The organism is Eubacterium sp. AF19-12LB (assembly GCF_003479125.1).
Classification (GTDB): domain Bacteria; phylum Bacillota; class Clostridia; order Lachnospirales; family Lachnospiraceae; genus Eubacterium_U; species Eubacterium_U album.
The window spans coordinates 91,303-105,823 of sequence record NZ_QUGP01000001.1 but is presented as its reverse complement, the minus strand read 5'-3'; the positions used below and the strand labels follow the sequence as shown (position 1 = coordinate 105,823).

At 32.8% G+C, this 14,521-nt stretch carries 15 protein-coding genes and 1 pseudogene; all 16 read right to left on the bottom strand.

The genetic code is table 11. The annotated features are described in order from the left end of the window. Positions 1–54: 54 nt before the first annotated feature. On the bottom strand, positions 55–1,902 hold the full coding sequence (iorA, locus tag DWX29_RS00510; protein WP_243053211.1) for an indolepyruvate ferredoxin oxidoreductase subunit alpha: 1,848 nt from the start codon (positions 1,900–1,902) through the stop codon (positions 55–57). A gap of 128 nt (positions 1,903–2,030) precedes the next feature. After that, positions 2,031–2,432: a (deoxy)nucleoside triphosphate pyrophosphohydrolase gene (locus DWX29_RS00505; RefSeq protein WP_118564914.1), complete on the bottom strand. Its 402-nt coding sequence runs from the start codon at positions 2,430–2,432 to the stop codon at positions 2,031–2,033. A 131-nt stretch (positions 2,433–2,563) separates the two neighbouring features. Continuing rightward, complete coding sequence (locus tag DWX29_RS00500) at positions 2,564–4,795, bottom strand: DUF3427 domain-containing protein (RefSeq protein ID WP_347497640.1); 2,232 nt, start codon at positions 4,793–4,795, stop codon at positions 2,564–2,566. A 39-nt stretch (positions 4,796–4,834) separates the two neighbouring features. Then, a complete protein-coding gene (locus DWX29_RS00495; protein ID WP_022088138.1) occupies positions 4,835–6,196 on the bottom strand; it encodes a hypothetical protein in 1,362 nt (453 codons plus the stop codon). Between the two features lie 13 nt (positions 6,197–6,209). Beyond that, entirely contained in the window at positions 6,210–7,070 is an 861-nt protein-coding gene (gene dinD, locus DWX29_RS00490) for a DNA damage-inducible protein D (RefSeq protein ID WP_022088137.1), read from the bottom strand. A gap of 23 nt (positions 7,071–7,093) precedes the next feature. After that, positions 7,094–8,809: an AAA family ATPase gene (locus tag DWX29_RS00485; RefSeq protein ID WP_118564912.1), complete on the bottom strand. Its 1,716-nt coding sequence runs from the start codon at positions 8,807–8,809 to the stop codon at positions 7,094–7,096. Positions 8,810–8,911: 102 nt separating this feature from the next. Continuing rightward, positions 8,912–9,571, bottom strand: coding sequence for a zinc ribbon domain-containing protein (locus tag DWX29_RS12880; RefSeq protein WP_279218140.1), 660 nt, complete (start codon positions 9,569–9,571; stop codon positions 8,912–8,914). Further along, positions 9,569–9,652: pseudogene (locus tag DWX29_RS00480) on the bottom strand (sugar O-acetyltransferase); the annotation flags it as partial. The pseudogene DWX29_RS00480 and the gene DWX29_RS12880, both read right to left, overlap by 3 nt. 55 nt (positions 9,653–9,707) lie before the next feature. Then, positions 9,708–11,195 carry a sodium/pantothenate symporter gene (gene panF, locus DWX29_RS00475; RefSeq protein ID WP_022088133.1) on the bottom strand — a complete coding sequence of 496 codons (1,488 nt, stop codon included), beginning with the start codon at positions 11,193–11,195 and terminating at the stop codon, positions 9,708–9,710. Next, complete coding sequence (locus DWX29_RS00470; RefSeq protein WP_022088132.1) at positions 11,185–11,460, bottom strand: YhdT family protein; 276 nt, start codon at positions 11,458–11,460, stop codon at positions 11,185–11,187. Before DWX29_RS00470 ends, panF begins: the two co-directional genes overlap by 11 nt. 393 nt (positions 11,461–11,853) lie before the next feature. Further along, entirely contained in the window at positions 11,854–12,321 is a 468-nt protein-coding gene (locus DWX29_RS00465) for a dihydrofolate reductase (RefSeq protein WP_022088131.1), read from the bottom strand. A gap of 47 nt (positions 12,322–12,368) precedes the next feature. Further along, the gene (locus DWX29_RS00460; RefSeq protein WP_022088130.1) at positions 12,369–12,863 is read right to left on the bottom strand and encodes a GNAT family N-acetyltransferase; all 495 of its coding nucleotides are present in this window, start codon (positions 12,861–12,863) and stop codon (positions 12,369–12,371) included. 24 nt (positions 12,864–12,887) lie between these two features. Next, positions 12,888–13,256 (bottom strand): MmcQ/YjbR family DNA-binding protein, encoded by a 369-nt coding sequence (locus DWX29_RS00455; RefSeq protein WP_118564911.1) that lies wholly within the window; start codon positions 13,254–13,256, stop codon positions 12,888–12,890. Between the two features lie 4 nt (positions 13,257–13,260). Beyond that, positions 13,261–13,614 (bottom strand): hypothetical protein, encoded by a 354-nt coding sequence (locus DWX29_RS00450; RefSeq protein ID WP_022088128.1) that lies wholly within the window; start codon positions 13,612–13,614, stop codon positions 13,261–13,263. Positions 13,615–13,641: 27 nt separating this feature from the next. Further along, positions 13,642–14,028, bottom strand: coding sequence for a hypothetical protein (locus tag DWX29_RS00445; protein ID WP_022088127.1), 387 nt, complete (start codon positions 14,026–14,028; stop codon positions 13,642–13,644). A gap of 293 nt (positions 14,029–14,321) precedes the next feature. After that, a complete protein-coding gene (locus DWX29_RS12585; RefSeq protein ID WP_158574475.1) occupies positions 14,322–14,480 on the bottom strand; it encodes a hypothetical protein in 159 nt (52 codons plus the stop codon). Between the last annotated feature and the right edge of the window lie 41 nt (positions 14,481–14,521).

Below are 14,521 nucleotides of genomic sequence, written 5' to 3'. Positions count from 1 at the left end.
TTCATGCATATTATTTGTAATCTTCGATTTCCGGCAATTATTTTGTCAACAGTTCTACTGCTCAATAGCATGAACCGGACAAATATGACTGCATAATCCGCAACCAAAGCATAATGATGAATCTATTTCAATTTTCCCATCTATATTTGTCACTGCAGGACAACCTATTTCATTAATGCATTTCTTACATTTAATACATTTTTCGCTTACGGTATAAGCCTTTTTAGGCTTATTCACAGCAATACATGGACTCTTAAATATAATTGCCTTAACGCCTTTCATCTGTGCTGCTCTCTTAACCGCGTCTATTGCCTTATCAAGTTCAAATGGATTTACTTTTTCAACACTTACAACTCCTACTGCTTTTAAAACAGCTTCAATAGAAATCTTATGAGTTATTTCACCCTTTGGATTAGTATCTTTTTTCTTAACCATGTCCATCATTGTAACACCGGTTCCCGGATGTGGCTGGTGTCCCGTCATTGCTGTAGTAGAATTATCTAACACAATAAGGACTATGTCTGTCTCATTATATACAGCATTTACAACTCCTGTAATTCCTGATGCGAAAAATGTTGAATCGCCAATAAATGAAAAATGCACTTTCTCAGGTTCAATCCTATGAAGCCCCTGCGCTATTGTTACATCCGCTCCCATGCATAGACATGTATCAGTCATATCCAATGGCTTTGCATTTCCAAGTGTGTAACAACCTATGTCACCACAAAATACTGCTTCTTTTTCTTTCATTGCCTGTTTTACGGCATAAAATGAAGCTCTATGTGGGCATCCTGCACAGAGTACCGGTGGTCTTACAGGTAATTCCGGTTTTTCGCCTACTTCCTTAAGTGTTTCGTCATCTATATCTTTTGCAACTCCAAATTTAGTAAGCTGTTCTCTTACTGATTTTGCAGTATTTTCTCCTGCACACTGTACATCTTTTGTAAGTTTTCCTAACACCTTACATTTAATATTATATTTTCCACATACGTATGTGATTTCTCTTTCTATAAACGGACTTAATTCTTCTATTACAAGAACTTCATCCACTCCCTCTAAAAATCTTGCAACAAGTTGTTCCGGAAAAGGATATGAAATTCCTATTTCCAAAAATCCTGCCTTGTCATAATCTAAGTATTCCTGAACGTATTTTCTTGAAACTCCGCCTGATACAACTGCCTTCCTACTATCTTCACAAAGATGAATTTTGTTCCATTTTGATAAATCCAATTCATCTGTACTATCTGCAGAAAGTACATGTGTAAGTTTTGCATTTCTTTCCTCTATCCTAATATGGTTGAGGTAAGATGTTCTTGGGAAAATAACCCATTTCTGAGTATCTTTTATAAATCCCTCCGGTGGCTCTCTTTTTATATTTTCTAAAATTTCAATATCCGCACATCCATGGCATACTCTTGTTGTAGGTCTGAAAATTACAGGTGTGTTATATTTTTCTGACATTTCAAAAGCATCTGCCATCATCAAATAGGCTTCTTGCGGTGTTGATGGATCGAATACCGGTATTTTTGAAAAAATGCCAAATTCTCTTGTGTCCTGTTCTGTCTGAGAGGATATCGGTCCCGGATCATCTGCTACTAAAACTACCATTCCACCTTTAATTCCTACATAAGATAAACTCATGATAGGATCAGATGCAACATTTAGTCCTACCTGCTTCATTGTAACCAGTGTTCTTGCACCTGCATACGATGCGCCTGCTGCAACCTCAAGAGCTGCCTTTTCATTTACTGACCATTCAATATAATATGAACCGTCATTTTTCTTTGCTGCTGTTTCTAAAACCTCTGTAGAGGGTGTTCCCGGATATCCACAAACTAAATTAACTCCGGCTCTTATCGCACCCATAGCTATTGCTTCATTCCCCATTAATAATTGCTTCATTTATGTAACCTCTCAAACATATCTCTGTAACGTTTTTATCTATTTATTATAATATTAATTATGATATATAGCAACGTTTCATTTTAAATCAAAATATCATTTTGAAACATTTTTTACGCTTCTATATCTCAAATGTTTTTCTTTATTTTATCTATCAACGTTACATCTGCCGGTAGCCAATCTACATCATATAATTGTCCTTTTGTAAGCCATTTTGCAGCTTCATGTTCTTTGAGAATTGGCTTTCCTTGTTTAATAATGCACCAAAAGCAATCCATAGAAAGGTGAAATGTTTCATAATCATATTCTACAGTATCAATCAATTCACCTACTTCAATTTCTGTTTCGATTTCCTCCATTATTTCTCTTTTCAAAGCTTCCTGCGGTGTTTCCCCCGGTTCTATTTTTCCGCCGGGGAATTCCCAACCATCTTTCATATCTCCATATCCACGCTGTGTTGCAAATATAATTGTTTGTCCTTTTTCATTTATAGATTTTATAACTGCTGCAACTACTCGTACTATTTTCATTTATAGCTTTCTCCTATTTCGTAAACAAATTTATTTTCTTATTACTTATAATGAGACGATTTTACTGCCCTCAATAAAATCGTCCCTCTTATTTTTATATTTTTCTTCAAAATGTTTTATCATAAATTTTCTTAGTTAGTCAGATACTCATAAATATCTTCTCTTACACTATGTTCTAACTCGAAAATAAAATTCATGATTGGAAGTTCTTTTCCTTTATTATTCTTTATAGTTTTCTGCATCCAGCTCTTAGGCACAACTTCACCCATATAATAAAAATCTGTACCCTCGCCATCACTCTTCTTTATAAAAAGAACTATTTTTAATCCACTATTTTTATAATTTATTATTTCCTGACTCTCTCTATTATCAATTGCCACATTACTTCTAGTCAGCCAGCTAAATGTCTTCTGATTAATAAACTGATCTTCATATTTTGTGCTTTCAGAAATATCATCCTTCTTTTCGTATGTAACAAATATTGGACACGTTCCGTGTTTGATACGATATCCATACATTGTTGAGCTTTCATCTTTATCCCAGTTCATAAGTCGACAAACATCTTTTCTTGAATATTTTCCATATAACACTAAATTATTTTCATCATGATTTGCGTACATATCCTTATATCGCATCATCCCATAATCTAAAAGATTTGATATCTCTTCCCTAAATTTCGTATTATTAAGTTTATCTAAAAACGCTAGTGAACGTTTTAATAGACCTGACTTTAAATCTAATTTAGATAGCAATTCTATCTGTGCGAATTTATTTGCATCTGCTCCGGCTACAAATTCTAAACTCATCATTCGAACCGCAGAATTATAATCAGCCTCTTTGAACTTTTCGCCTATGCTTACAAGTTCCTTAGCAAATGAATCTATCGCAACTGATTTTCCATCTAACATCATCTTTAACATCAAGAGTTCATGCGGTCTCTTACCATCAATTATCAATGATGAAATAAATGCAAGTATCTGCTCTTCTTTTTCTGTAAACACAACTGTATAATCTTTATCTACAGCCCGCTGGAAATTATCATACGTTTTTGCATAGTTAATAAATAGCATAGGATCAATTTCGCCAAGTTTGTAGAAATCTATAATAGTAGGTATTCTACCAATTTTAAATTTTACCTGCATATATTTTTCTGTAAGCATTTTCTTCGTCGTAGTCATTCTATCAATTGATGCAAAAATTTTCTTTTTCGTAATCTCATCAAAATGAATTGTTGAACACCCCGGAAGCAATCGTGATCCTTCACGCACGTATTTACGCACATTGTCCTTGTTGTATGTTCTATCTCCTGACAACGCAATTGGAATTAAAAAATTGTTGCTGTAATTACCAATAAAATCAAGAATAACTACATACTCTTTATTATCCGCTTTTCTAAGTCCTCTACCTAACTGCTGTACAAATATAATTGCTGACTGCGTAGGTCTTAGCATAATGACCTGATTTACCTGTGGTATATCTACACCTTCATTAAAAATATCTACAGTAAAAATGTAATCGAGTGGCTGATTATGTTTTACTACTTCCGATTTTATTATAGGTCTTCCACAATTATCGACCTCACACTCCATCTCTAATCGTTCAATAGCCTCCTCTCTTTTCTCCTGTGAATCATCACCTGAAAGTGCAACTGTATTATAGCCTCTATAATTAAACGCATCTGATAAAGCCTTAGCTTCCTCTTTTCTGCTGCAAAAAATAAGCCCTTTTACTCTATTTCCTGAATACCCAAAATATTCGGTTTGTTTAATTATGTGCTCTACTCTTTGCTCATTTGCCAAATATTTAAATTCTGTCTTTTCATCAATTTCTTTTCCATCTATAACTAAATCTGAAATTCCAAAATAGTGGAATGGGCATAACAAATCATCTTCAAGGGCATCCTGAAGCCTAATCTCACTTGCGATATTGTGTCCAAATAATTTGTAAATATCAAATCCATCTGTACGTTCAGGCGACGCCGTCATCCCTAAAAGCAATTTGGGCTTAAAATGATTAATTATTTTATGATAACTTTCAGCCCCTGCCTTATGAGTTTCATCAATAATAATGCAATCAAACATATCTTCTTCGAATTCGGTAAGAATATAGTCTCTACTCATTGTTTGAACTGTTGAGAAAAGATAATCAGCATCTTTTTCTTTATGATTTCCGGAAAGAATGCCTGTAGTAATTCTATTGCTAAAAACATTCTCATAAGATCTTTTTGCCTGCTTTAAAATTTGCTCACGATGAACTAAAAATAATACTTTCTTAAAACCAAGTTCTCTCATTGCAAATGCTGACGCATAAGTTTTACCGGTACCCGCTCGTGTCAAGGGTGTGACATTTTTTTCTAAGTAAATTAATGTTGTATTAGCTGTTTTTAATCTATAATAGTAATTCTACCATTCTTCAATTTCATATTTCTTTTGTAGCCTTTTACTCATATAAGACCACTCATATGGATTTGTTCCATGAACTTCAAATAGTTTTTGTGCTATATCATCATCATTTCGCAATTTAGCTGAGTAATATTCAACACTTGGCATATTTTTCTCCAAATCTAGCATAGCTAATTCTTTATTACCCCTCAAACGTTTGCTCATACTGCTAAATATAGAATTTAATGCATCCTTATCCATTAAGCTAATTTTTGCCAATTCAAAATCATCTCTGAATACTTTATCTACAAAATTAAAATTCCATCCATGAAAACTACACGCAAGATAAACTAATTCCCTGTCTTTTCTATATGGCTTCATACAATCCAAGCTCATAATCGTTCCATTTTCAGAATTCGCAATTGCAAACTTCACCCATTCTCTATCCTGCTGAAATCTTCGAGATGCATATTGAATTGCTGTTCCATCGTTTTTCAAGCTTGTTCTTACCATTATTTCATCATCCTGGTACATATCTAGATATTTAAGTGCCCAACCACGTTTTAATACCGACTTCGCTAAAACTCTATCTCTAAAGTATATTGGATTAAATTTTTCTATTAAACTTGGATTTCCCTTTAATTTGTCAATCAACATTCTTCTATATTGAATGTAGTAATCTTTACCAATTTCTCTCTTGTATGGAATAAAACAAACTTGTAACGGTATAAACACATTTTCTTCATAAAAGATATTTTTGAGTATTTCTATATCTTTTTCAATTTGACTAAATGGAATACCATATTTTTCTGCACTTTTCTTTATATTTTCTGTTTCCCATATTAACTCTGCCAATTCGCTTATTAATGCTTCTCTAACTTTAGAAATCTTATCTATATTTCGTTCCATAACTTCTATTTCGTGTTCAATATCTATATCGTCATTAGTTCTTATTTCAGAAATCGAATGTGTTTTCTCAAGTTTTATTTTACCTTCATATTTTTTAATTATAAAATCTGGATATTCTCCATATACTTTTTTATACTCTTTTCTAAGAACAATATAGTTCTTTGTATCATATATGCTTTCAACAAATTGATTTCCATATTCATACTCAGGAATCAATCTTGAGAAAATAGCTTGTATTATTTCTGAAGACAGATGATCAGGTTCTGCCCAGAATGGTACCTCAGAGAAATCTTTATTATGTATATAATTATTTCTAATATACAAACAGTATGAAAAATGATAATCAATTGCATATGGATTATCAATTAAATATTCCTTATTTTTTTCAGTTAACTTGCTTATACAATCATCAGCGACTTCATTTATAAATTCTAATTCTGTTGCACTTTTTACTTTTTCTCTTTGTTTTTTCATATATACTCCATTATTATTCGTCTAACATAATTTTACCCTTTTTCGCTTTTGCTTTAAGCCTTGCCATCTGTTCTTTTTCAATCTGTTGTATGCTCTTTTTGGGAGTAGGTAAATCCTCTGGCATTGTACCACCAATCTTTTCTATTGCTGTTCTAACTTCTTTTCCGACATTATAGTGAACACTTGTTGCTTTTTCTGCTCCTTGTATGTTATCTTTTCTAAGTTTTTCCTCTGTTTGCGATATTCTGAAAAGATTTGCAATTAATTCAGTGCTTCCCATGTAATCAAGTATTTTCTGCCCAACTTCAAGCTCTTTCCTTGTATGTATATCATCTACATCAAGTCCGCCATACAATCCCATATATCCAGCGTTCTGAAAAATAGCAAATTCTTCATTTGTAATTACACCTGCATCGTGTGCTGTCTCTGCAAGTAACTGGTTCCATTGCTTAATATCTCCACGAACAACTAATCTTCTTTTATCTTCATCTAGTTGATTAAAATGATCTGCTACTTCTTGTCTATATGTTTGTATAGCAAAATAAGTTTGTCCTAAAGCTATTACTTCTTTTCTAGGATCACCATTCTGAACAATCAAATAACAAGCATATCTTGAAAGTTCATAGTCCTTCTTTGGCTTACTTGCCACTCCAGCTTCTACGATTTTCCTGACCTCAGGAAAATCGTCAGAAACGCTATGTCCACTGTTCTCACAGGCTATCATAGCTCGTCCTATCACCTTAGAAAAATTTTCCCATTTTGTATAATCTAAAGCAATTGCTAATTCTCTAGCACTCCAATATTCGCTACCATCTTCTCTTATGTGTTTTATATCTTCAAATCGTTTGTATTCAATTGTTTTTAATTCGCTCAATCTTTTTCCTCCATTTTTATGTTTTAATCAATTTTACTGTTAATTAATTCTACTATTTCTCCAAATTCAAAATGTTCAATGTTATCCTCCGTATATTTACTTACGCTCTTCCAATCATCTAATGTCATTCTTTCGAATATATCCATATTATTTTTGAATTTCATTTGAATATTTTGCCCATTGAACATATTCTTAAATTTTTGATTCACATCTTCAAACGGGCTTATTTCAAAGTCACCTACCTCGAATCCTTTCTCCGACAAAATTTCCTTAACAATTCGTGGAGAATAATAGTTTTCAATTTCTCTTTTTCTTAAAACGAGAACTTCTCCGCCTTTCTGTTCAACTGTATTTTTCAATCTACTTTGCTTACGAAGTTTATCCTCATAATCTACTGCACCTGAGTCTTTATCAACAATAACTATAAAGTTTCTATTCAATTTACTCATTAAATTCATCTCTGCAATGTTGTGAAGTTCATTACCACCACCAGGAACAAAAAGAATTCCATCTTCTTCGTATGAATGTCCAGATACAGCGTTAAAAATAAAATCCCAAAATTTCACATCATTACTTCCTTCTACAAATACCAATAGCTTACTATTTACTATATTGTCACTCGCCCTAACGCCTAATTCATTTACTAATAAATCAGCTGAAATACTATCACCTTGCTCATACTTAGACTCTCCATTATGCTTTTTTGCTACTATAATGTTTTTATTATCAATTTCACTTGCAAATACTGGTGAGTGAGTAGTAATAATTACTTGATGTATGTCTGATATTCGTTTTAAAGAATCTAATAAAGTTCTCTGAGCTCCTGGATGCAAGAAAGTTTCAGGTTCTTCAATTACAAAAATATAACTATTTTCATTTTCAGATATTTGTTCAGCCAAATATTGGAAATAAGAAACCATAAAAAGTCTCTGAATCCCTGTTCCTTTATTTGCTAAATTAACTTCATATCCTTGCGAATCTTTCATTATAACTTCAAAATTTACCAACTTCTGCCAATCGTAAGATATCTCTGGTTTTAACTCAGTTAATCCTGAATAATGTGTTTCCATATAATTACCAATCTTATTAATTTCACCAATCAGTGTCTCTTGCACTTCATTTTGCAAATTTGAAAACTCACTTATATGTGCTTGTATTGCATTTGTAACTATCTTTTTAAACTGATTTTGAAATGAAGATGTGCTAGTGTCTAAATTAGTATCCGCTAAAAATAATGAAAATTGTGGATACAATGGTTTAATTATTTCTTTTAACATTGAACCTTTCAATTCATGTTCTTCGATAACATAGCTTTCTTCAGAACATATTATCTCTGAACATAGTTCCAACATTTTTTCTTTATTAATAATATCGGGAACTTCTTTTCCAAAAGTTTTGAAAATAGTTTTCATTTTTGCAGCTGTCTGTTGAAACATATTCTTGTAATCAGTTTTCCCAAAATCATTTGCTATAATATAAGTTTTATATGACTCTCCAACATTGCTACTTGTTTTTTTTATATGCAAATATCCATTTTCATCTAAAATAACTTTTGGAACTGTAATTAATTCTTCGCCATAAAAACATATTTCTATCTCTGTCTCTTCATCACCTGCTCCAAAATATTTATTTCCTTCTGCCAATTTACTTTCATTATAGAAATCATTTATAGCATGTAGAATAGATGATTTACCCGCATCATTTTTTCCGACAATTGCATTTAGTCTATCAAATTCTATTCATCCAGAATTTTTAATTCCTCTATAATTTTTGATTCTTATTTTGCTAATTTTCATTTTTATCTTTCTCCAATTATTTATTATATTCTCTATTTTACCACTTCACCCTCTAAACTTCCACTCAACTTCTATCATTTCCTCCCCAACAACTATCCTCTCTACCAGCTGTTCTATCAGTGCTCTAGTCAGTTCCTTTAACCTCATTCCATTCCCCTCAAAACTAAACACTTCCAGTCCTATAACTTCTTCTCTTCTGAGTTCCTTCAATTTCTCATTCGCATCATTAATATCCTGATCTACCTTTGCCTGTAGCAAGATGTAAGAATCTCTTCCATCAAGATATTCCTGCTGGCTCATTGTGCCTTCTCTGTAAGCTTCATAATATGCCATAACTTTGCTATCATATGAATTCTTGATAACATGCAATTCTCGAATTTTATCCTCATACTGATTGATGCGAAGCATTCTCTGAGCCTCCTGCTCCTGAAAAATCTTCTGTGCATCTATTCGATTTTCCTGGATGTGATTGAACTCATCAATCACTATCTGTTCTAATGTTTCATCCAACACGGATGTGACACATCCTGTGTTATCACTTTCATAATAGCGAGTCTTGCAATAATACTTTGGTCTGCCTCTGTATGAATGAGCCATACGCTGTTTGCAGCTTTCGCAAAATAATTTTCCCACAAGACAATGACTTGGATTCTTCTGCACAACTTTTGAATTTGCTTCGAGCAATTCCTGAACTGTATCAAACATATCTTTATCTGTAATTTTTCTTTTAACTTTGCATGGATTTCCCACAGCAATAACTCCTGCCGGTATATCCTTTGTCACAACTATTGTTATATTGCATAATTTTTATGCTACATACTTTCTATCAACTTAAATACAATTAAAAGCATTTATCCAAAATGTCTTCATCTAATCCTTTTCTTCCTGTCACTGCTCCAATTGCAAAGTATAAAATTCCGCCAACCAAAAGCCCCCATACTACCGCATTAATTCCGGCAATATTAATAAACTTTGTAGCGAAAATGTAAGTTGCCACCGCACCTATACTGCTGCATATTGCTGCCTGTTTAGTTCCTTTTTTCCAGAATAATCCTCCAACAAGCGGCCAGAAAAATGTACATTCAAGACCTCCAAATGCAAACAAATTAAGCATAAAAATAATATCCGGCGGATTAATTGTAAGAATCATTACAACTGCACCTAATAACATTGTGACTATAGTACTTACAGATTTAACATGCTTTTCATATGACGCATTTTTTTCAGGGTCATCTTTTACAACATAGTTTTTCCATAAATCTTTTACAATTGCAGCCGTTGCAAGAATTAATAGCGAATCCGCAGTAGACATTACAGCAGCCATTGGAGCTGCAAGGAAAATAGCTGCGATTCCCGGTGGCATAATTTTCTGTACAATATATGGAATAAAATAATCAGATGTTGGAAGATTATCTGTATCCACCAAAGCACCTGCCCATGTTCCTGCCAAATGCATTCCAATAATAACAAAACTACATGTTAATACACCAATCCACATTGCTTTGTGCATACTCTTTGTGTCTTTAAATCCCATTGCACGAACGGCTGTCTGCGGAAGTCCTAATGTTCCAAATCCTACCAAAACCCAGTAACTAAGCAATGCTCCCGGTGTGTATTTTGAAAATAAATTATCATATACATTTGCCATATTTGAAGCAAGCCCCGCATCAATCGAAGCAAGTCCGCCACCTGTTTTTAAAACAAAAAATATAAACAGAAATGTTCCGATACACATTACAATTCCCTGAATTGTGTCTGTGATTACAACTGCACTAAATCCACCAACTGCTGTATATAAAATAACTACTGTTCCAAAAATCAAAAGTGAAGTTACATGATTCATTCCTGTTATGGATGCGACAAGAGTTGCTCCACCTGTAAACTGGCTTATCATTTGCGCAATAAAAAATGTAATCATTCCAAGACTTGTAATAACGACAAGCACATCACTTTTGTATCTTGCTTTAAAATAACCAACTACAGTTACAGCTCCTGTTCTACGCGATACAAGTGCAAGCTTATTTCCCAACACTCCAAGCACTAAGAATGTAACCGGAATCTGAATTGCCGCAAACCAGACCTGCGCATATCCATATGTAAGTCCTGCTGCACCCGGTCCTGATATGAAAGAACTGACCGAAGTATAAGTTGCCATAATTGTCATTGCAAGCACAATACCATTCATATTTCTTCCGCCGATGAAATACTTCTCTTCGGATGAAGATTTTAATTTCTTTTCTTCTTTTTTACTGTATACAAAACTTACAATAATATTAAATAATAAATATCCAAGAAATACAGATAAAATTATAATCTGATTACTGTTCATCTTCGTCTCTCTCCTCGTCCTCATCATAAGAAAAATCTATAAATACAAATTTAAGCAATACAAATACTCCTATTATTGCAATAATTACTGTTCCCAATACTGAAACTACAAACCATGCCGGCATATGGAATATTGTCCATCCGGTAGAATTTAATAAAAATGCAGTAATTACATGCCATAAAAAGCAAATGCACACTACCAAAAGCGTTGCCTTGATTTCTTTTAAGCATTGCTTGTGTTTCTCTTCTTTTGATAATTTTAACATAATCTCTCCTCTTTATTCCTTTTTCCAAATTAGATTGTAGTACATAACGCTATATTAATCTACATTATATTCAATTATAGCTATTATGTATAATTTTAGATTAATTTCATATGTGAACTGCCAATCATCCAAAGCCATCTTGCCTGTGGTATCCACTTTTTCAATTAATCACCTGTTTTTTCTTAATTATACAATTCTCTAATCATGTTTTCTCCACTGTAACTTTCAATCTGAGACGATAACCGTTCAAGGAATTCCTTTACCCATTCATCATCCTCATTTCAAATATCCAATAATCCTACTTTATATAATATGACTTATAGCAGATACTTTCCAATAAAATAACCGAGTGGTGCACTCGGTTATTTTGTGTAAACTTTATTTAATCTCAACTTATTTTCTTGTGTAGGTTACATAGGTGTATGGAATTTCTCCGGTATGCTTTTCATTCACTTCTTTTACAAACTTCTCCTGGTCAAAGTATGGAAAAAATGTATCACCCTCGATATCGAGATTTATTTCAGTAATATACATCTTTTCAACGAAGGGCAGAACCTCCTCATATAACCGCACTCCTCCAGCAATATATATGTCTTTATCTCCGGCTAGTTCTATAGCCTCCTCTAAAGTTCTTGCAGTAAAGCAATTCTCACCCTCAAATTTTTTCGTATTTGAAATCACAATCGTTGTTCTGTTGGGTAACGGTTTCCCGATTTCTTCATAAGACCTTCGTCCCATGATAACAACATTTCCCGTTGTGAGTTCTCTAAATCGTTTCTGTTCACCTTTAATTTCCCAAGGAATACATCCCTTATTACCTATAACCTGATTTTTTGCAAAGGCTACAATTAAAGCAATCATTCTTCCCTCCAAACATTCAACTTTATTGTTTCTCCCCAATCCTCCGTTTATCTGCAAATCTTTTTCCTCAAATTTAACTCTGTTGAAATAGTATTTTGCTCCTCCGAAGAAAATACCCTAGTTATTTCTGTATAGCCATTTTTCACCCAGAAATTCAATCCAATATAATTTTTTGATGAAACCAATAATTCTGATTTATCATACTTTTCCTTATAGATGTTGTCTAATGCTTTCAGTACTTTAGTTCCAAATTTGTGTCTTCTAAAATTATTAGTAATAATAAAATGTAAAATATAATAACATTCATCTGATATATCTTCCATAACCCAACTATATCCTACAATCTGACCTTCAAATAGAAAAGCATAACATTGAATTGGATTTTGTTGTGGTATTCCCGGTTCAATACTATGAATATCATCAAATGGCGACAACGGTCTTCTTCCTTCAACTTCCATGAAATACTCTATAGATTCTTCATAAATCCTTTCTAAGTTTTCCTTATATTGACTGATATCTGTAATAATTTTTAGTTCACTCATTCATTCTACTCCTAAAATCCGAATTTATAAATTTGATTTTATCTCTTCTTGCATTTTTTTACTCAACTTAAAAAAAACAGTATCATATGCCAAATCAATCATATCCTTTAAAACATCGCCTGGAAAATCGTCTAGAAATATTGTATTCCAATACGGTTGTTGGACTGGAGGACAATGATAACCTCTTACTACTTTTTCAGGATAAGCCATTCTGAAAAACTGACCAGCATCAACAGTACACTTTAATGTGATTTTATAATCATATTCATAAGGATATAATTGTACAAAAATCTTCCCCTTAAGTTTAAAACAAATAGGTATATCTCCAAATGGATTCTCTTCTGTTATCATTTTCTTACTTCTGCAATAATCTTTTATTTCGTCTACTGTCATAAATTTACCTAATTATACTTCTATAAAATGAATTGTCAGATAACATTTGCTTAATTGATACAAACTTGCAATCACATAATTTTTCACATAAACCTAACACTTCATCATTATCGTAATCTTTTACCTCATATCTTCTGAAACCATCAGGTAAATGAAATATAAAAATAACTTTGTCCTCGGTTAAATATTCATTCCAATATTCTACTTCCAAATGTTTCTTAATAAATTCTTCCCAATATTTGGCATTATCTTCCGAAAATGATACCTGATAATTATTTCCTACTTTATCAATTATAAAGCCCCTTGATTCCAGACTTAATATACTATCATCAATTCCCATCACATATGAATGATACATTTTAATACCTCCACAAATTTCGATTTGTCAAATTGAAATCCACCAACACACTCCAAATTTATCAATAACAGTAGCACAACAACTACTCCATGGAAGTTCATGAATAGATTCAATAATCACTCCTCCATTACTCAAAACTTCAAATGCATTATAAACTGCCTCCTCAGTACCCATTTCAAAAACATTAAATGTCATGGTTTCCCATTTATTCTTATGTACTATATCAATATCACATGGATTTGAAGCTTCGGCTAATGCCAAAAAACCTTCTCCATTAACAGACAACTCGCAATGTTCATAAGCAGTGTTGTTCTTGTTTATAAATGCTCTAGTAATCTCTGCTCCAAATGCCTTGCAATAAATTTTTGCTGCATCAAAACTATTTTTAACATAAACTTGATTATAATTTTTCATAGTCAATCTCCTTTTTCAGTTTTATCAATTTTTATTTGGTAACTTCAATATAATAATCTAAAAGTTCATATATCCAATCATGAAGTACCGAAAACTGAAATCCCAACGCTTGTGCTTTTTCGGTATTTATACTATATTCCGGTTCCCTGTTATATGGAGCGTTTTCCCCTCCTTTGTCAATAATTGCTTTGGAACCTGTTTTCTTTTCAACATAATCAATTATCTCTCTTATAGAAATAGTTCCTTCAGCACTTCCATTAATTGCTCCTTAGCTAGAAATTTATTATTTTGTATTATACTTTATATTTTTCAAAAACACTACACTCCACCCTAACACCAAAACTTCCACCACCGGCATTACAGCCCATAAGCCCTGATGCAAGTGCCGCAAGGGCGTTAGCCCCAACTCCCTGTCCAATTACAATTGCATCTGTAAGTGTGTAAATTGACATTACCATTGCGCTACCAAGTGACGGTATTATAACAAATATGG

Excerpts from the sequence above, each read along its gene's own strand:
- iorA (WP_243053211.1), bottom strand. The coding sequence starts at position 1,902 with ATGAAGCAATTATTAATGGGGAATGAAGCAATAGCTATGGGTGCGATA.
- DWX29_RS00505 (WP_118564914.1), bottom strand. The coding sequence starts at position 2,432 with ATGAAAATAGTACGAGTAGTTGCAGCAGTTATAAAATCTATAAATGAA.
- DWX29_RS00495 (WP_022088138.1), bottom strand. The coding sequence starts at position 6,196 with ATGAAAAAACAAAGAGAAAAAGTAAAAAGTGCAACAGAATTAGAATTT.
- DWX29_RS12880 (WP_279218140.1), bottom strand. The coding sequence starts at position 9,571 with ATGTTTGATACAGTTCAGGAATTGCTCGAAGCAAATTCAAAAGTTGTG.
- panF (WP_022088133.1), bottom strand. The coding sequence starts at position 11,195 with ATGAACAGTAATCAGATTATAATTTTATCTGTATTTCTTGGATATTTA.
- DWX29_RS00470 (WP_022088132.1), bottom strand. The coding sequence starts at position 11,460 with ATGTTAAAATTATCAAAAGAAGAGAAACACAAGCAATGCTTAAAAGAA.
- DWX29_RS00465 (WP_022088131.1), bottom strand. The coding sequence starts at position 12,321 with ATGATTGCTTTAATTGTAGCCTTTGCAAAAAATCAGGTTATAGGTAAT.
- DWX29_RS00460 (WP_022088130.1), bottom strand. The coding sequence starts at position 12,863 with ATGAGTGAACTAAAAATTATTACAGATATCAGTCAATATAAGGAAAAC.
- DWX29_RS00455 (WP_118564911.1), bottom strand. The coding sequence starts at position 13,256 with ATGACAGTAGACGAAATAAAAGATTATTGCAGAAGTAAGAAAATGATA.
- DWX29_RS00450 (WP_022088128.1), bottom strand. The coding sequence starts at position 13,614 with ATGTATCATTCATATGTGATGGGAATTGATGATAGTATATTAAGTCTG.
- DWX29_RS00445 (WP_022088127.1), bottom strand. The coding sequence starts at position 14,028 with ATGAAAAATTATAATCAAGTTTATGTTAAAAATAGTTTTGATGCAGCA.
- DWX29_RS12585 (WP_158574475.1), bottom strand. The coding sequence starts at position 14,480 with ATGTCAATTTACACACTTACAGATGCAATTGTAATTGGACAGGGAGTT.